Source organism: Burkholderia sp., from assembly GCF_018375725.1.
In the GTDB taxonomy this organism is placed as follows: domain Bacteria; phylum Pseudomonadota; class Gammaproteobacteria; order Burkholderiales; family Burkholderiaceae; genus Burkholderia.
This window is the reverse complement of sequence record NZ_JAHACR010000059.1, coordinates 1-17959: the sequence shown is the minus strand read 5'-3', so window position 1 is coordinate 17959 and position 17959 is coordinate 1. Positions and strand designations below refer to the sequence as shown.

The 17959-nt window shown below is 63.4% G+C and carries 21 protein-coding genes; 1 reads left to right on the top strand and 20 read right to left on the bottom strand.

Annotated elements, in window-relative coordinates:
- Window positions 1-96: 96 nt before the first annotated feature.
- The 16 genes from KH616_RS10050 to KH616_RS09975 all read right to left on the bottom strand — a co-directional run bounded on the left by KH616_RS10050 (window position 97) and on the right by KH616_RS09975 (window position 12267).
- Window positions 97-1407 (bottom strand): phage tail protein, encoded by a 1311-nt coding sequence (locus KH616_RS10050; RefSeq protein WP_292243740.1) that lies wholly within the window; start codon window positions 1405-1407, stop codon window positions 97-99.
- Complete coding sequence (locus KH616_RS10045; RefSeq protein ID WP_292243738.1) at window positions 1395-1973, bottom strand: phage tail protein I; 579 nt, start codon at window positions 1971-1973, stop codon at window positions 1395-1397. The genes KH616_RS10050 and KH616_RS10045 overlap by 13 nt, the downstream gene beginning before the upstream one ends.
- Window positions 1963-2859: a baseplate J/gp47 family protein gene (locus KH616_RS10040; protein WP_292243736.1), complete on the bottom strand. Its 897-nt coding sequence runs from the start codon at window positions 2857-2859 to the stop codon at window positions 1963-1965. Before KH616_RS10040 ends, KH616_RS10045 begins: the two co-directional genes overlap by 11 nt.
- Window positions 2856-3191: a GPW/gp25 family protein gene (locus KH616_RS10035; protein WP_292243735.1), complete on the bottom strand. Its 336-nt coding sequence runs from the start codon at window positions 3189-3191 to the stop codon at window positions 2856-2858. Before KH616_RS10035 ends, KH616_RS10040 begins: the two co-directional genes overlap by 4 nt.
- Window positions 3191-3391, bottom strand: coding sequence for a hypothetical protein (locus KH616_RS10030; protein WP_292243734.1), 201 nt, complete (start codon window positions 3389-3391; stop codon window positions 3191-3193). The genes KH616_RS10035 and KH616_RS10030 overlap by 1 nt, the downstream gene beginning before the upstream one ends.
- A 116-nt stretch (window positions 3392-3507) precedes the next feature.
- Window positions 3508-4188 carry a phage baseplate assembly protein V gene (locus KH616_RS10025; RefSeq protein WP_292243733.1) on the bottom strand — a complete coding sequence of 227 codons (681 nt, stop codon included), beginning with the start codon at window positions 4186-4188 and terminating at the stop codon, window positions 3508-3510.
- Window positions 4185-4715 carry a hypothetical protein gene (locus tag KH616_RS10020; RefSeq protein ID WP_292243731.1) on the bottom strand — a complete coding sequence of 177 codons (531 nt, stop codon included), beginning with the start codon at window positions 4713-4715 and terminating at the stop codon, window positions 4185-4187. The genes KH616_RS10025 and KH616_RS10020 overlap by 4 nt, the downstream gene beginning before the upstream one ends.
- On the bottom strand, window positions 4705-5235 hold the full coding sequence (locus KH616_RS10015; protein WP_292243729.1) for a phage tail protein: 531 nt from the start codon (window positions 5233-5235) through the stop codon (window positions 4705-4707). The genes KH616_RS10020 and KH616_RS10015 overlap by 11 nt, the downstream gene beginning before the upstream one ends.
- Window positions 5236-5238: 3 nt before the next feature.
- Window positions 5239-5526, bottom strand: a complete 288-nt coding sequence (locus KH616_RS10010; protein WP_292243728.1) for a hypothetical protein — start codon at window positions 5524-5526, stop codon at window positions 5239-5241.
- A 1-nt stretch (window position 5527) separates the two neighbouring features.
- A complete protein-coding gene (locus KH616_RS10005; RefSeq protein ID WP_292243726.1) occupies window positions 5528-6523 on the bottom strand; it encodes a major capsid protein in 996 nt (331 codons plus the stop codon).
- A gap of 72 nt (window positions 6524-6595) precedes the next feature.
- Window positions 6596-6940 carry a head decoration protein gene (locus tag KH616_RS10000; RefSeq protein ID WP_292243725.1) on the bottom strand — a complete coding sequence of 115 codons (345 nt, stop codon included), beginning with the start codon at window positions 6938-6940 and terminating at the stop codon, window positions 6596-6598.
- Window positions 6941-6970: 30 nt separating this feature from the next.
- Complete coding sequence (locus tag KH616_RS09995; protein WP_292243723.1) at window positions 6971-8047, bottom strand: head maturation protease, ClpP-related; 1077 nt, start codon at window positions 8045-8047, stop codon at window positions 6971-6973.
- A complete protein-coding gene (locus KH616_RS09990; protein WP_292243721.1) occupies window positions 8044-9534 on the bottom strand; it encodes a phage portal protein in 1491 nt (496 codons plus the stop codon). The genes KH616_RS09995 and KH616_RS09990 overlap by 4 nt, the downstream gene beginning before the upstream one ends.
- Window positions 9531-9737 (bottom strand): hypothetical protein, encoded by a 207-nt coding sequence (locus tag KH616_RS09985; RefSeq protein WP_292243720.1) that lies wholly within the window; start codon window positions 9735-9737, stop codon window positions 9531-9533. Before KH616_RS09985 ends, KH616_RS09990 begins: the two co-directional genes overlap by 4 nt.
- Before the next feature lie 9 nt (window positions 9738-9746).
- On the bottom strand, window positions 9747-11735 hold the full coding sequence (locus KH616_RS09980) for a terminase gpA endonuclease subunit (protein WP_292243719.1): 1989 nt from the start codon (window positions 11733-11735) through the stop codon (window positions 9747-9749).
- Window positions 11736-11745: 10 nt separating this feature from the next.
- Entirely contained in the window at window positions 11746-12267 is a 522-nt protein-coding gene (locus tag KH616_RS09975; protein ID WP_292243718.1) for a MarR family transcriptional regulator, read from the bottom strand.
- Between the two features lie 328 nt (window positions 12268-12595).
- Between KH616_RS09975 and KH616_RS09970 the strand changes: the two genes are divergently transcribed.
- Window positions 12596-13159 (top strand): hypothetical protein, encoded by a 564-nt coding sequence (locus tag KH616_RS09970; RefSeq protein WP_292243717.1) that lies wholly within the window; start codon window positions 12596-12598, stop codon window positions 13157-13159.
- A 156-nt stretch (window positions 13160-13315) separates the two neighbouring features.
- Here KH616_RS09970 and KH616_RS09965 read toward each other — a convergent pair whose 3' ends face one another.
- The 4 genes from KH616_RS09965 to KH616_RS09950 all read right to left on the bottom strand — a co-directional run.
- Complete coding sequence (locus tag KH616_RS09965) at window positions 13316-13582, bottom strand: hypothetical protein (protein ID WP_292243716.1); 267 nt, start codon at window positions 13580-13582, stop codon at window positions 13316-13318.
- Window positions 13583-13708: 126 nt separating this feature from the next.
- Entirely contained in the window at window positions 13709-14251 is a 543-nt protein-coding gene (locus KH616_RS09960) for a hypothetical protein (RefSeq protein WP_292243715.1), read from the bottom strand.
- Window positions 14252-14493: 242 nt separating this feature from the next.
- On the bottom strand, window positions 14494-15267 hold the full coding sequence (locus KH616_RS09955) for a hypothetical protein (RefSeq protein ID WP_292243714.1): 774 nt from the start codon (window positions 15265-15267) through the stop codon (window positions 14494-14496).
- A 236-nt stretch (window positions 15268-15503) separates the two neighbouring features.
- On the bottom strand, window positions 15504-17959 hold a 2456-nt coding region (locus tag KH616_RS09950; RefSeq protein ID WP_366834365.1), incomplete at its 5' end, for a VapE domain-containing protein.

The following is a 17959-nucleotide window of genomic DNA, read 5'->3' as shown; positions in this document are numbered from 1 at the left end:
CTCCGGGTTTATCGGATCGATGTCTGCGAGAAAACTCAGGATGTACCGGCCGGTCAAGTTGTCGTATTGATTGCAAAGCATCATCTACCTCATCTGTTAGTAGGCGCGGATCATCGCGAGCAACGCGACGTTGCGCATGCGCGCTTCCGCGCCTCCGTCGGCTGCAACGCTGATCGTGTGCGAGTGGGCGCCGGCTCCGGCAATACCCACGCCGTGCCCATGCTGGCCCGCGCCTTGCGTGTTGAATTCGTGGCCGTGCTCGCCAGCCCAGATCATGTCCGCGGAATCGCCGACTCCGACCGCCTGCTCCGCCCCGCTGCCTGTCTGATCGGATCCGGTCAGCGATCCGCCGTAGGGCGGCCGAAGCAGGCGACTAAAGATCCCGTTGTTGTGAATGTGTGAGCCCGCAGCATGGGTCCAGCCATAGTGCGCATGCCAGCCCTGCGCGTCCGTCCACGCGTTGTGCACATGATCTCCGACCGTGCTGGCCGACGCACCGTGCGTGTGCGAGCGATTCTGGCTGTCCTGCCACGTGCCGACGCGTCGCCCGGCATCCACCCCGCGGCCGACGTCCGCGCATCGGATCGCCTCGCCACGGAACTCCGGGATACGGAATGTCGTCACCCCGTCGCCGTTCGAGAACGAACCCCAGTTGCCGTTCGACCAGATCTCCTCGTCGACCAGTGCGCCGCTTCCCTGCACGTAGGCCCAGAGAGCGGGATAATCCGCCCGCTTCAGCACCGCGCCGTTCAGGATCAGATAACCGGCCCGAGGCGCTGCCCGTGACTCCCACACGATCTGGCCGATCCGCTCGCGCAGAATCTCCGCCGTGAACCACGCGGAAGTGATGACCTTGTCGGACTTGTCACCCGCCGGCGGCGCAGCCGCAGTGGCCACGCCACCGACCTGAAGCAATGCCGATCCGTTGTCCTCCGCCTCGCCGACCAGCCATCGTCCCTCCGACGTGATGCGACCGCGCACGCTCTTGCCGGCGATGAATGACAGCCATCCGGTCGCGCCGAGCGTCAGATTGCCGGACAACAGGTCGATGTACGGTACGCCCTGTGCACCGAGCTGGAGATGTCCGGCGCCCGGCGAGAACATTCCGGTATCCGGATCGGCGTCAAACCCGAAGCCGGCGTTGCTTGTGTTGTTCGGCGCAATCGCGCCGGTCTTCCCGAGCAACCGCCCCTGCATCGTGTCGCCCGATTTCGCGACCCTGTCGGAAACGAGACTGCCGATCTTCCTGCTGGCCGCGTCCAGCTCGTCCTTCAGGTATCGCGTGCGATTGCCCAGTTGCCTGAGCGCGATGTTGTCGACGCCGTCCGGGCCGCCGAGCACGGAATCCGTCGTCTCGAACTGGCGGATCCCCGCCTCCCATTTGCTCTCTTCCTTCAAATCGGCCATGTTCCGATTACCCCTCGCGTATATTGACCGTCACGCGTCGCACGTCCGTTATGCCGGATCGCCACCTCAGAAAAATCGAGCCACGCAAGCCGGCTCCGGGCCGGTGCATAGCGTTCGATCGCCCGCTTCAGGCGTTCGCCCTGGTCACGCGTCACCGGCTGCCGAAGCGTCACGATGTATTCGGCCCATGCGAACGCACTGCCGTACAGATACCGGCCGTTCCGCGTGACCGTGCCGTCGCGGCGCTTGATCTGCCGCCCCTCCTGAATATCGACTTCGCCGAAGCCAAGGCGCCGGACGATTTCACGGATCGCCCACGGCGTGCCCTTCCGCTGGTAGATCGCAAGCGACGACTTGATCAGTTCGCGCCGTGCGTCGTCGGACTCCGCAAGCTCCCACCCGTCGACCGCGAGCGACCATGCGAGCCAAGGCAGGAACGCCGCGGGGCAGCGATCCGCATCCCATAGCGTGCGAATCAAGTCCGGGTCGACACTCGGGCGCATCACCTGTGCGAGCGCAGCTTCAAGCGGCGTCTGATTTGTCGGCAACAATGCTTCAGTCGTCATCGTTCACCTTCGGATTGAGCACAATCGACGTGCACCGCGCGAACTGGTCGATCGCGCAGACGACGTCGTCTGCCGGCGATTTCAGGTCGACCCGCACGACGCCGGACTCCTTCGGATGAAGCGCGCCTGTCACCGCCGATTTCGGCATGCCGACGCGAAGCGCCTCGCCCGCCGCGACCGCGATGTCGAGATCCTTCCGGCGGGCGTCGAGCACGACGCCCGGATCGGGGCCGCGCCCGATGTACACGTCGGCGACGATCGAATAATTCACCGGCCGTGCTGCCACGACGTGCAGCGTGTCGTTGAGCGGCCGGCGATCTTCTGGCGACAGTGCGCGACGCACCGCGTCGAGCAATGCGGTGGTGGCAATGCCGCCGTTCGAATACGACTTCACGACCACACGTACGACACCCGGCTCGGGACGATCGACGCGTACATCGGCAACATCCGCAGACACGTCCATCGCGAGAGAGCGATACGAACCGCCCGGGCCGGCCGTCGATGCCCGCTCGATCCCCATCTGCGTGCGTAACCGCAGCCGCTCGTCGCGCTCGTACGTCACGGGAATCGGCGGATGTGCCTGCGGATCGCCGGGATCGACGATCTCCTTCCCGATGTTCCAGAGCGCCGCGAGGTGTTCGAGATCGGCACCGGTCGCGTAGGCCAGCAGCACCGCCCGGCCGGCATCGTTGATACGCGCCCGAAACCGGATCTCTTCATAGGCCGCCAGCTCCAGCAGCTTCACGACCGGATCAGACTCGAGCGCCGCCGTCCAATCCGGATAGATGCTTTTGAAATGCTGCAGCTTGAAGTGATACGCGGCCTCAAAGTCCAGCGTCTCGACGAGATCGGGCGGATCCAGCGTCGACAGATCGATTACTGTCATGTCGTCACCTCGAGTACGACGTCATCGCCGTTGTAGCGCCCGGCGATTCGAAAAGTCACTGCGCCGTCCACGACCGACAGCACGGTCACGCGATCCAGCGCGATGCGCGGTTCCCACCGGCCAATCGCGCGCGCGGCTTCCGCCTGGACGGAAGAGATCCAGCCTCGCGTAACGGGCATGTCGACCATCGCCGGGATATCCGATCCGTAATCGGGGCGTTCGCGCCGGGTTCCCTTGCGCGTGCCGAGAATGTCCGCGATGCTCTGCACGAGATGGTCGAGACCGCCGATCAGCCGACCGGTGCGTCGGCACATCCCGACCAGCGCGACCATCAGCGTTCCTGCTCTGCAACGCGCCTGAAGTCCTTGCGCGAATCCATGTACTCGATATGCTCGCGCTTGGTCACGGTCATCCTGCCGGCCTGCACGTCGATATACGTGTCGTCGGGAAACACGATCACGCGGCTGCGGAACCCGGTATCGGTGTAGGTCACGGGCTTCGCCGCCGTGCCTTGCTGTGTGTCTTTCGCCATAAACACCTCCACAAATGAAATGCCCCGCGCAGGGCGGGGCCAAGTAACTTTTATCGGCAATCCGCATGCATTCCGACATGGGGTGCGTGACGTATCGCGCGATATTCCGGTGCGTCCTAAACCGGCGGGCTGACCAGTTGTCTGTCACCTTCCTCGCGATGCCTGTGCCTGACGAGCGACTTACCGTCGGCAACCACGTCTTCGGTGAATTCAGCACCGCCCACGATCTTTATCGCGACGCCGCCTCGCTCGCCCTGCTTACCCTGCATGCCGCCGTTGAACGTCAGTAATTGTTCGGTCGTCGTATTGCCGGTAAACGTCGCATCCGGAACGTCGGCAAGCAACTTCGCGCTGCGCAACTGCGTGCCGTCCGCCCTCAGCTCGAATTCCGTCTCACCGATCCGAAACACGATCCGGCCGCCCGCGGACACCGACAGCACGTACTCATGCGCCGCGTGGTTGTACTGCTCGAATGCGCCATCCGGATAGTCGGTCGCCGTCTCGTCGGGATTCGATCGCCCTGCGCCGCCGTGCTGCGCCGTGTAATAGCCGGGCGCGACAAACGCGCCCGCAAGATCGCCGGACGGCGCCCATATCGCAACCTCTTCGTCGATCGACGGCGGTCGCCAGTGTCTGACCTTGCCCGCCGCACCGGCCTGCCATTTCAGCCAGTCGCTGACCCAATCGCCGACACGTACCTTCACGCGCGGCGGGTCGTACGTGATCGCCTCGACAATGGCCGATTGCGTCAGGCACGCCATACGGCGATCCATCTCGCCCAGCTCGAAGTCGCTCACACACCGCCCTCCATCCGATCCGCCGGATTCCAGCCATGCTCCTTGTCGTCCCGCCCGGTCTCCGGATCCACGCCCCACAGCACCGAGCGTCCCTTCGTCGGCAGCTCGAACGCGTCTCCCAGGTCAAATTCATGCACCCATTCGACGAGCCAGACGAGATACGTATCCAGTTCCGGGCGAAACGGATCTTCGCCAGCCGACCCGATCTGCTTTCCGGGCGTCACGGGCAGCTCCCACGTCGCCCCGTGCACCGCCTGCAGCACGCGCGCGGACAACTCACGTACCTGCAGATCGGCGTCGGCCACCAGCGGATCGACGATCACGCGAGCCTGCATGCGCGCGATGAGCGGCACACGGCCCGTTCCGTCGTCCTGCCCCGGCTCGAGCTCAGCCAGCTCGAGCGCGATGAACGGCGTCTCGATCGACTTGCCGATCTTCGGATACGCATGGATGCGCTCGAGATCCGGCATGCGTTCGCGCAGGCCGGTCTCGATTCCGTCATGCAGTTGTTTCAGGTTATCGAGCACGGTTCATCGCCTTCTGGATTTCATAGTTGACCTCCTGCCGCAGCACCGTGAGCAGCCTCGCCTCGCACGCCTGTGCCGCCCGCCGGAAGGCTGCGTCGCCCGACTGCGACCAGTCGACCCTGACGACCTCGAACGGCAGACGCGCTTTCCCGACACGCCGGTAGATCGGGCCGTCCGGCTGCACCTTCGTTTTCCGCCATGCGCCCTCGAACAGCCATTTGCCGGCCCGGACGCCCTTCTTTGTCCGCCGGACCGCGCCGAGCCGGTGCGCCTCGATCGGGTTCAACCCGAGCCACACCTTCCCGGTATTGGCCGACCGCAAGAAGAAGTACATCCGTTGCCGCAACAGCTTCTGCTGGATGCCCGTCGCGCTGCCGACCTCCTTTGCCGTCCGGCTCCGGATCCACGCGCCCGTCTTGCGCAGCGTCCGGCGCCACGCCGCCTGCATCGCGGCAGGCGGCAGGCCCGCCAGCGCTTCGAGCGCCCCCTTCACGTCAATCTCGATTTTCAGCAGCGTCATTCGTCACCTCAGAATCAGGACTGTCCAGCCCGTGCCAGTCGCGTGAATCTCGAAGACACGGAATCGCTCGCCACGCGCGACGACGATGCTGCCCACGGCAACGCCAGCCGCGTCGTCGTCGGTGATGTCGAGGATCGGCGCTACGAGCTGCGTGCGTTGCGTCCCGAGATCGGGGCCAAGCCAGGGCGCCTTGAACATGCCCTGCAGCGGTTTGCCGTCGATCGTCACCTCGTCAGACAGGTCTCGCTTCACGGCCGCGTCGACGGCGGCCATCAGATCCCGGAACGCCATGTCACGCCTTCAGTTTGACGATTGCCTTCGGGCGCGTGCACAGGTGAATCGGGTTCGACTGCGCCTCGATCTCGACGCCCTTGCCGAAGTCCATCAGCTCCTGCTTCGCGTAGTACGGCAGGCCGGTCGTGTTGACCGCCTCGACGTAATCAGCCGGTGCGAAGCGTGTGATAAACAGCTCCGGCACGCCTTCCGGCACCGCATGAGCCTCGTCGTCGGCGACGTAGCCGATGTCGCCGACGCGGCCTCGATAGCGCTCGAACGTGCAGCCGCCGAAGTCGAACGCGTCGCGCGCATCGCCGCGCAGCGACGCCGCCATCGCAGTCGCGAGGTAGGTCTCCTTGACCGCCTTCGCGACGATCAGCCTGTTCCAGAAGGCGCGGCCACAGAGCACGCGCACGCCGGTGTACGTCGTCGCACCGAGGGCGTCTTCGATCGCATCCTGCACCTCCACGCACTTCACGCGGATCTCCGTGTCGGCCTTGCCAAGCTCGAACGGGATTACCGTCTGATCGATCCCGAAGTACTTCAGCAGGTCGATCAGTACCGTCTTGCCGTCCGCATCCAGCACCGCGCCCTTGATCGCGCCGATACGGTGGAATTCGTGCGTCGCATCGAGCTGGCGGCGCATCTTCGCGAGCCGGCGATTCACGACCGTCTGCAGTGCCTCCAGCTCGGTCTCCGAGCCGAACGCGCGCAGATTCTGGATCTCGTCCGCCTTGATGGTCGCGCGTTGCGGCAAGTGCACCGTATTGAACGGGATCATGCCGCGCTTGCTGCCGACGACGACGGCAGCCGGCGAACCACGCTCGCCGGCGGCGACGAGCGACAGCGTGTCGCCGTCGCGCTCAATCTGGATTGTGGTCGTCGTGATGCCGTCCTCTTCGAACAGCCCGAGCGTGCCGATACGACCGGGAACATACGGCTGCTCGTTGATCGCAGCACTCAGGGACGACAGCGAAAACGCGTCGTCTTGAAACAGGGCGATGTCCGCCATACAACCTCCGGCATGAAAATGGATACAAAAAAGCCACGCGCTCGGCGTGGCCCTGGATGGCGCGTGCTGCGTTCAGCGGACGATCACGTGCCGCTCGGCAAGATCATCGCGACCGGCCGCATCCAGCCCTGCCAGCAACACGCCGGCGACCTCGGCAAGCCGGACGATCCCCGTCGCCGGGCGGGGCGATTTGGACGCGGCAAGCGGGGCATAGAGAATGGCCGCCGCGACTTCCGACCCGTCGTTCGCCTTGTTGTCGTACGGCGCATACTCGCCGGTGCTCGTCACGCCGAGCACCTGTCCGGCCGGCAGCGCCGTGCCCGCCTTGACGACGATCTGCTCGCGCGAGATCTGTCCGTTGCCCTCCGACACGAGAAATTCGGCCGGCAGCGTCCCTTGTTGCTTCACGTTCGACATGCGTTTTCCCCTCCTCGGGTTGCGTCAAAGTTACTTGCCGCTCTTGCGAGCCGCGTAGATCGACACCGCGCGCGGCGCATTCGCGACCACCACAGCCTCTTGCGGCGCAACCGGGGCGGCACGATGGTTGATCGGTTTCTGCGACGCCGTTACGCGCTCGAACAGCCGCGCGCGCACCTGATCGGGTGTCAGACCGTCCGCGACGAAGCCGGCCGTCAGCTCGGTCAGGCTCGCGGCCAGACAGATGCCCGCGATGTCCTGTGCGCTGCGGATCGCGGCGTCGACGGTCGCGCGGTCACGCAGGCCCGTCGCCAGCACGATGCCCTCGGCGCAGTGCTCGATCCGCGCGTCACGACATGTCGCATACACATGCGACGCCAGCGCCGTCACATCCGACGTCTGTAGCGGCGGCGGCGCAGGATCGGTCGGCGGATCGGGTTGCGGATTGACCGGCGGCACGTCGCTGTCGTCGTCCAGTACGGCCCGGATCTCCGCCGGGATCGCCGAAAAGCGTGCGGCGAGCCGCGCCGCGCCCGCGTATGCCGCGATGCGAATCGGCTCGGCAATCGTGTCGCAAAACCCTTGCTCCTTCGCTTGCGCAGCCGTTAGCCAGGTCTCGGCATTCATGATCGCGCGGACCTCCTCTTCGGTCCGGCCGCTGCGCTCGACGTAGGCCGCCAGCATGTTGTCGGACGTGCTATCGAGGAGATCGGCCAGCCTGCGCAGATCGCCGGCCTCGCCGGCCGCGACGGTGTACGGGTTGTGGATCATCAGCATGGCGTTCGACGGCATCTCGATCGTGTCGCATGCCATCAGAACCAGTGTCGCTGCCGACGCGGCCACGCCGTCGACGCGACCCGTCACCTTGCCGGCATGCCGGCGCAGCGAGTTGTAGATCGAGAACGCGTCGAACACGTCACCGCCCATCGAATTGATCGCGACGACGATCGATGTCGCTGTCGCCGCGACTTCGTCGAGCTTCGAAGCGAACAGATCAGCGTCGGTGCCCCAGAATCCGATGTCGCCGTAGACCCGGATCTCGACCGCCTTCCCGCCGTCCGCGTTCGTTTGCGCACGGATGTCCCACCACCGTTTCTTCCCTTTCATTCGCCATTTCCACCAGAAAAATCGCCCGTCCCGTCCACCGGATCGAGCGTGTCGTATCGAATCCCGAGCCGGCGCTCGCGCGCGAGATCGTCCGCGTTCTCACGGTCGACCTGCTCGGGGTCATCTCCACGCGATAGCACCGCCCCCGACCGGCTCGCCAGCCCGGAACGGATCTCCATCCGCTTCGCGGTCACGTCCTGCACCGGATGGATGTACGGCCAGCCCTGCGGCACCCAGCGCACGCGCTGATAGTCGCGGCGCCGCCGGTAGAAGTCAGGCATCGGCATCGCGCCCGACAGCGCGCACGCGTCGACCCACCAGTGCCAGACCTTCCGGCAGAACTGGTGGATGAACACGTTCCATTGCAGTTGCTCGATCGAGCGCCGGAACTCGTTCAGGATCACGCGCAGTACGCGGTCGCTGACATCCCGCAGATCGCCCGTCATGACCTCGTACGGCATGCCGACCGACGCAGCGGCTGCCATCAATTGCTGGCGCATGAACGGCCCATAATCGGCTCCGGCGCCCGGCGGCTCAGCAAACATGACGCTTTCACCCGGCGCCAGCTCCTGCATGCTCCCCGGTTCGAGCGACACGACCGGCGAGAAGCCGTCGACGTCGTACTGCATGGCGCTGCCCGTGACCGGATCACCCGGCATTCCCGGCTCTGCCGGCGGCTTGGTGATAAAGCCGGCAAAGAGGTTGCTGACCTCCTGGCGGAACAGCACCGCATCGTCGAAGTTGTCCAGCGACTTGAGCCGCAGCAGCACCGTCGACAGCTCGGGAATGCCGCGCACCTGTCCGGGCCGAAGTGCAAGAAAGACGTGCGCAATCTCGGCCGCCGGCACGCGAACCGTCTGCATGCCGGTCATCGAGGCGCGGCCATACTCGCCGGGATGACGCCGCAGCAGGTGATACGCAACGCGTCGACCGTCCGCATCGAATTCGACACCGTTGACGATCTCCCCGTCCGGCACGATCTCGTTCTTCTCCACCGGCAGCAGATCGCCTTCGAGAAGCTGGATCTGCATCGGGACGGCCAGGCCATCCAGCGGACTGCGCCACCGGCGCCGCACCAGCACTTCGCCATCGCTGAAGAACGCGCGCGCGGCGAGCGTCTGCACCCCCGCGATGTCGAAAAGGTCGTCCGCGTCGATCTCCTGCCCGCTATCCTCCCAAAGTTGTTTTTGCATCTTGCGCACCGCATCGTTCGGATGCTGCGGATGCGCCTGGATGCCGCTGCCGATCGTATTCGAGACGAGCCGCGCGATTGCCGTTTTCGCCCAGGGGTCGTTGCGGATCGCGTCGCGAGCGCGAAACCGCATCAGCGACAGGTTTTGCACCGCCGCCGCATTCGGCCCCGCGCCCGATACGCGCCACGACTTCGCACGCGCCCCGGCCGTGCTTGCCGACTCGTATGCCGCCGCCTTCAGCCGCGTCGGCACGACGAATCCGCGCTGCGCGAGTGACGGAAAGCCGCGTTTCATCGCACCCCCTTGCCGGCGTGGCGAATCCGGACGATCGACGAACGTCCGGCCGCGCCATTCAGGTCGCGAATGATCTCGGTGCGCGCTTCGCGCAGCTCGGCGATCGAGCGATAGCGCACCCGCCGATCAGCGTACTGGACATCCAGTTCGCCCTTCGCGATCGCGGACTGGATGCGTTCCAGATCCTGCTTGTTGTATCCCATGAACACCTCCTAGCGCCGCGTCAGATAGGTCGACCGTCCGACCCGACGCCCCTGAATGCGCGAAACCCCGCTCGGTGGCGGGGTTTCGGCGGGTTTTGCTGCCTGCGGCGACGGTCGCGGAGCCGCTGTCATTTCCGTTTCATCGGGCGGATCGGGGAGCGCCTCGACAGGCAGGCCCGAAGGCAGCGCTTCCAGCACCGGCACTGCATCGAACAGCGAGACTTGCGAGGCACGATGCTGCTCGAGCCGCCAGTGCTCCTCCTTCATCAGATGCACCTTGATGCTGCGGGCCGCGTGCAAGGCATAGCCCTCGCAGTCCAGTGCCTCGTTTCTCGCGCCGGCCTTCTTCTGCCACACGCGCTTACCCCCACGAGGCCCGGGCACTTTGACCTCGACCGTTAGTTGCGACAGGTAGTCACCGCGTACGCCGCGATACCAGTGCATCCGGCCCGGCCCGTCGCCTTCAAGCTTCAGCCGGTTTTCGAGAATCAGATCCTTCGCCCGGCTCACGCCGACCATGTAGGGCCGCAGCCCGTACTTCGCCGCCTTGCTGTTGTTCCGGGTCGAGTCGATCGGCGCCTTCGGGACGCTGAAGATTTCCGCATCGGCATTGCTGCTGCCCTTGACGGCCATGACGTGATGACCGGCCTGCTGCGCCGCCCGCACGTACTTGTATACGGCATCCGACGTCGCGCCGTCCGACGAGTCGATCGACGTCGCACGCACGCGCAGCAGCCACCCGTTCTCATGGCGGTACGCGTGCGTCAGCAGCATCGTCAACGCGCCCCACACCCCGCCCGTCATCGGATCCTGCTGCTGTTCAAGCACGTTGCCGTGAATCTCGCCCCACGCAACAAGCCAGCTCTCCTCGCCGCGTCCCCATGCACGCAGTACGATCGCGAGACGGTCGTGCTGCACGTCGACGCCGAGCGTCAGCAGCAGACCGCCGGCCGGCACCGTCAGCTCCTCATATGGCAGCGCCCGCTCGGCGAGCACGTCCAGCTCGGGCAGTTCGCTCTTGTATTTGTACGGCCGCCCCTGCGAGTTGTTCACGAACGAACGCATCTTCGTGTCGTCGCCCGCGCGCAGCGCCTTGTCGGCTGCCAGCCACTTCTTCACCAGCTCGGCCATGTTGGAGCCGGGAAAAGGCGATACCAGCTCGTTGATGCGGAAGCCCGCAACGCCGTGAAACGGCGCCGTCGCAACCCAGCGTCCGCGACGGACCGCGCGAATTCGCATCGCGTCGTCCCACAATGAGCCGCAATGCGGACAGGTGTAGCGGGCCGATTCCGGTCGTGCCTGGCCGTAGACCTCATGCACGACATCGGCGTCGTGACTCCAGGTCACGTTTTCCCACGCCAGCTCATGCTCCTCGTCGCAGTCCGGGCACGGAACCAGATAGACGCGCTGATCAGACGCCGCGTACGCCTGCTGGATGCGCGACAGGCCGTCGACGGTCGGCGTGCCGCCCAGGATCATCTTGCGTCGTCGATCCGGATAGCTCTTGTTCCGCTCCTCCAGCAGCGTGATCGAGTCGCCCTGTTCGCGCACGTTCGTATTCGCGTCGTCCGGCTCTTCGACCGCCACGACCGGGGCCGGCGTCGACTTCACTTCGTCCGGCGCGTTCGACGTGATGAACTTCAGGAAGCCGCGCGCGAATGTCTTGTGATCCCACAAGTTGTTTTTGTCGCGGGCCGAGTGGACCGGCAACTTTGCCGACAGCCGAGGCGTCACCTCGACCATCAGTTCAAATTTTTCGAGGTTGAATTTCTTTGCCGTCTTCTCTTTCGGAAACATCACGATCATCGGGCACGGATCGACATCGATCCGCTTCGCGATGTAGTTCAGCAGCACGCCGTCCGTCCACGCGACCTGCGCGGATTTCATGCACACAACCTTCTGCGCGGTCGGATCGTCCAGCGCATCGTGCATGCCGATCACCCACGGCGTAATGTTCACGTTGTAACGGCCCGGACTCGCCGACGCCTTCGCGCTCAATCGCCGATGCTTACTCGCCCACTCCGTCGTCCCGATTCGTTCCGGTGGCCGCAGCAGCTTCGCGATCCGCCGAATCACCGCGCGGACTGTCTGGGTCGTATTCAGAAAGCTGCTCAAGGCATCCATAGATATGCTCGTTCAGCCATTCGACATCGACCTCGATGCCGTATAGCGCGTACAGCTCCGGCGCGAGCTTGTCCGGCAGCGCCAGCAATTCCGTTTGAAATGCGCCGACCATCAGGCCGTACGCCTGCTCGAGCTGCGCCGCGTTGACGAGCTGCCCTTTCTTTTCGGCCAGCGTCAGCAGCTTGATCTCGCGGTCGACGCGTTCGGTCATCGCGCGTTCGGCGACGAGATCGATGCCGGTGTCGCTCGCGCGACCAGCAGCGGACTCGCGCAGGTGCCGGATGTAGGTAATGCGGATCTCGTCGATTGATGCCGTGCGATAGTCAATATCGAGGCGATCCACGAGACGCGACACGCTCGACCGCTCCAGGTCGAGGTGATCAGCAATTTGCTGTTGGGTAAGCATGTGAATGTGCCCCCCTATAGAAGTTCGACAGTAGAGAAAAAACGCGGGTCCGAGCCCCCGCGTGTCGGCATCGCCGTAGGGTCCCCGTCTGCTCAAACAATAGACACAACTGCACCGACCGCGAGATCCACGATCGCACGGCCTCCGGCCCGGCCCATCGCCCATACGATGCCTGCTCATCCCATCGTCAAATACGAAGCACCGTACGATAACGCGCCCCCATGCATCGATCTTCACTCCACAACCGTCAAGCTGCTCCTCGCCAGACCGGCCAATATTCGACCGATATAATTCCGGCGTTTCGTTCAATCACCGATAGGCACAAAAATTGAGTGAATCGCAACGCAGCAGGACGCTGTTTTTTGTTTCGAGGCGCCCGGAACTGGGTGTCGGACTCATTGAACCGGGTTCCTGGTCAAAGGAATACGACCAGTACTATGCAGGCAGACACCAGTACGGCGATCCGTGGATGCTCATTATCGAACAAGCGATCGAAATCGAGCGACTGACGAGCCACCCGGACAAGCCAAGCCGCCTGAGAAGTAGCTTCGCCTGCACAACGTTGGAGGCCGCAAAATCCCTGACGAGCCGCTCAATGTTCGGTGATAGCGCTTCGCTCAGACTCTGGGCGTGCGAACTCGTAAAACCAGACGCGCCGGTGCACGTCGGGAGTTTCCGTTTGTTCGAAAAATTGCGAACGGCCATCAGCTACCGAGATGCGCATGAGATAGCGCGGTCGTATTGGTCGGCATCGCACCCCCTGAGCGAACAGGAACTCATTACAGAGTCGCCATTACGGCTGACACAATGCCTATACATCTATCATCCTGGACTCGGCTGGCAGTCGGCAGTTACCCGTGCGCATGAGTACCCCACCCCACTTGGGACGTGAACGTATCGTGTATCAGTAAAGGCCCATCTCGCCGAACGTATGGATCGGGAACACCCCGATCCGCCGCCGAATATACGGGCACGAATTCCATTAGCAAACGTTGTGCACGCCGATTTATCTCCACACGTGCCTCGTGTTCGGTACGCAAGCCATCAATCAGCTCTGGATACGGCTGGCCGGGTAGCTCAGCTGCGGTCGAGCAGTGATCAGCGAGACAAGCATTTGCAAAACGAAGTGCTCGCAGCAACGCACGAACAACATCTGCAAGACGCTCAACATTGCGCATCTCAACTGGATCCAGTCGAGCGTGGTTGCTTTCGACATCAACAGTGACGACGACTGTGCCGTCGGCAGCGGATACATCAACGCGCATATGACCTCCCAAAGCAAAAAGCCCCGAAGGCTTTCGCACTCGAGGCTCATGGACCGGGCACGCCGGTCGGTTACGTTAAAATCGTTGCGGGCAGGAAGCGCCCACCACGGAGACCAGATAGATGAGTCAAGACAGGCCAGTCATTCCGCAACCTCATCCCGGCCGTCGGGAACAGGCTAATGTGCCACGCCGTGAAACGCCGAGACCGCCAACACCGTCCCAGCCACCGCGGCAGAGATAACCGGAACCAACAAGGCGTACAGGCGGATCCGCTCCAAGCGGTCCGCCACCGCTTCATTGCGCAACCGGACATCCGTAATTCGCACCTGCATGTTTTCCAGTTCGACTTCCCTCAGCAACTGCAATGAGTATTCGGGCAAGTAGAGGTGCTTTGGCTCATTCGTTGGAGCCTGAATATTGTCGACCTTCAAACATCGAAGAATCAGCGCCGCAGCCAGCAATAGAAGGCTGAGACCGAATGTCAATGCCGCCGCCATCAGCCAATGTGCAGCATGCGCGTCAAATAGCTTCACGGTATACGCTGATGCACCGCCAACGCCAGCCAAAAGTACCGTGAGCGTGGTATTCGCTTCCTTCTTGATGTGCTCGGCGCATTGGATATGGAATTGCAGATTCTCGGACGCCTGCTCCGTCACCCAATCCAGCAACTTGTCCTTCGCATCGCTCGCCGACTGCAACTCGTCATCTACGTTCGACATATACCCCTCATGCAAAAAGCCCCAAGGCTCGCGCACTCAGGGCTTCAAGTTCATTTCGTAAGGGCAAACGCCCTCCCAACAGATCCCGACAGACAGTTATCGTTGTTGGTCGCGGCGCTCCCGCGATTCAGTACGCCTGTCGGGCGAAGGTTGCGACACGAGTATGCGGTCGCGCATGTATCCAGTGACGCGGTAAAGGATGCGCAGAGTTTAAGCGATCCGCTCTTGAAATGGAATACGTTTCATCCTCGCAACTGTTTGCGCATTGTGTCGGACACCGATCCATCTACCGAATCCAACAGCGCGAGCATGTCGTGAAAGCGCCATGACCAATTGCGACGATAGTCGGCGATAGACACACCGAGCGCGTGTGCCCTGCCAGCTTCGTCGACCTGCCGCTTACCGGAACCGGAACAGACGGGGCAGATGTGCCGGCCCTTCGCATCCGATACCAGCGGCGCAGCGATACGCCCCATACCGCCGCAGTCATCGCATGGTTCGTATTCACGAAATACCACGGGTCCGTTGCGCCCTTCGAAGAACGGAATGCGCTCCTCAGATACGCATACCTTCCCAGTGCCGGCACAAACGCTGCACGTTTGCGCCGTCGTCGCGACGACTCGCGCACGACGCACGACTCCGCGCCCTTCACACTCGACACACTGATCGTTCACCCACTCGTCCAGCAGCCGAAGCGCGAACCGCTCGACGATGTCGACGTTCGATCGTTCGACTGCTTGCCCCGCCCGCTGCTCGCGGCGCTCGTCTCGCGTATAGCCGGTGAAGCGTGCACGCTTGAATCGGCCTGACGTCCGAATCATCTGCGCCAACAGCAGCATCGCACGGCGGATCGTCGCAGGCGTCGCCTGCTGCCCCGCCTTGATCCGCACCAGCAACCGCCCGAGATCATTCGCAAACGCGAGCGCACCCAAAGTAACTTTCGGATCGGCAATCGGGTCGGTGAACTGACCACGAACGCTCATTGCGATGCCCGCCCGCTCCATCAAATCGATCATTGACTCCCTCCTACTCGTCCTAACGTCCCACTTCGATATGAATAAAAAAATGAGTGTGTGCTTGCTCGACATGCGCGACATGCGCCCCACGTCGCGCATGTCGCGGGCTCGCACAAGGCTATGCAAAACCCGCCCCGCCATGGGACGGGAGACGGGGATTCGACATGACGGCGCGCCGCACGCCCCGTTCCGGCGCGCCGTCACGCGCACACGGGTGAACAGCGCGAAGACGCGTATCAGAGCGCAGCATCATCGTCCCCGGCGGTCGCAGCGCGCTGTGGCGCACTTCGCGACGGCCGCATGTAATACCACTTGCGCGCCCCCGTCGATTCCCGCTTGCGCTCCCAACCGATCGCTTTCATTGCCTCTCCGATTCGGCGTTGCTCCGGCCTGCTGGTCTTCGCCGTTTCGAGCTTGATGCAATCGAACGCAATTTCCTCAAGCGTTACGCGGTCGCGGCCCTGAACAAAATCCGCGATCAGGGATTCATAGATATCGCCCTCATAACGCGCCTCCTGTTCGACCGAGAACATCGCTTTCTCCTCTTCCAGCACCTGCCACGGCGTCGGCAACTCACCGCCCGCATCGACGTTTTCGGCCACCCATTCGCAATACATCGCGTATGCCTCGGCCCATATCTGATCGCGATCCAAACGCAGTGCGGCGAGCGCGATACCTATCCCGACCCGCACCGGCCAATAGCGCCGGTTGCCGGTGCCGTCTTTCAGGTAAGCGTCGTGATTGACCGTACCGGCAATCACGAACTGGCGTGGAACACGCACCGCCCGGCGAGCATATTTCGGCCGATAGACGTCGGCCTGCGTCGTGATCCAGCGCTTCGCAGCAGCCGAGTCGGACTTGTTCAGTGCATCCAGCTCGGCGAGTTCAATCGCCCATCGCCCACCGAGCACCTCAACCGCATCCTGATCATTGAGGTTGATATTGGCCTCCATCGACCATTCCTCGCCGAACAGCATCTTGATCGATCGGGACTTGCCCGCATCCTGCGGGCCTTCGAGGATCAGCACGTTATCCATCTTGCAACCCGGCACCATGACCCGGGCAACCGCGCCGAGCAGCCATTTGTAACTGACGGCTCGCGCATACGGCGTATCGTCAACGCCGAGATAGTCGATCAGCCAGGTCCGCACACGTGGCTTGCCGTCATGCGTCAGCCCGCGCAGGTAGTCGAGCACGACGTGAAAACTGTTGCGTCGGGCGACGGCCGCAATCGCATCGCACACCACATCACGGCGCGGCGTTATCGACCATGATCTGCCGAGCCAGTCCGTCAGCAATACATCGTCGTGCTCGACCCACTCACCCACCTCACCGCCCTCGAATGGCGGGGCTTTCAGCTTCCGGATCTTTTGCGAGAACTGCTCAAATGCCAGCACGCCGGCCCATCTCTCGCTGTTGGCGAGAATGTCGATCACTTTGTCGAGATCAGGTTTCAGTGCGCCTCGCTCGGTGCGGCGCAAGCGTTGCTCCCACGTGTACGCTCCGTTTTCCGCATCGCATCCGCCACCCATCGCGCCAGCGGACGTTGGCGCCGGACGCAACACACGGCGCGTTCCGCTATCGCTCAACGGAGACACGATCCCGTCACGCTCCATCGCCTCAATCAGACACGCGGCGCGGTTGTAGCCGATCTGTAGCGCTCGCTGAAGCTTCGACGGTGCCGCACTGCGCGATGTATGCACATGCTCGACGGCCTGATCGTAAAGCGGGTCGACAGTCGGCTCGACGACGGTGAGATGTGTCGGGCGATCGATCCCGGTCTCTCGCGGTGCGAGCACGTTCAGCAGCGCCGTCTCGATCTGCGCCTTGACGACATGCAACCCCTCTTCGACATGCAGATCGTTGAAGTCGGTCAGCTTCCGCTCCCCGCGATTCGCGAACGCCGGATGCACGACGCTGACACCGTCGACGGCTGCTGCCGCTTCGTGCGCACGTTTCAGGCCCGTATTCTCGAATCGTTTCCTGCGCTGCGGCATCACATCGTTGCCATACGTGGCCTCGATGTACGAAACGCCGTTCTCGTCGACGCGCGTCTGCGCTGCGATCATGTACCAGGTATTCTTCGCCTCGATCCTGACCGGTGCAGCGCCGTATGCCAGTTCGCCGCGGAAGTCGAATTCCTCGGCAAGCCAATCTCGCAGACGCTGCTCGATCTTCCAGTCGTCGTCCGCGCAAACCAGAATGTGTACGTCCGGATGCGCCGACCGCAGATGCTTCACGGCAGCCAAAATGCCACCTGCATCGAAGCAAACGGAAAGCGCGAGCGCTTCGCTCAGGGCCATACGAACCGATCGGCCCGTCGCGTACCCTTCGGCGACCATCACGATCCTGTCGTCGGGCGCAACCTCGCCGAGCAGATATGCCGCGCCCTTCTTCTCCATGCCTTTGTTGAACCGCTTCGCGCCGTCCGGCGTGATTTTCTGCAGGCCGACGAGACTTGGCTCGTCGCCGTACTGGAACATCGGCACCAGCATCGTGCCGTCATCGTCAAACCGGACACCCTCGGCCGTGATCTGTTTGCGTTCCAGGTACGCAGAGCCGCCCTGCTCGCTCGCGCGCTCCCACTGGCTCCGCGCACGGTTCGCCGCCATGCGGGCCGCACGCGCCGTACGCTCCGCCTCCTCCCGCTCCATTGCTTCCTGCCGGCGTCGAGTCTCCGCGAGATCCTCTT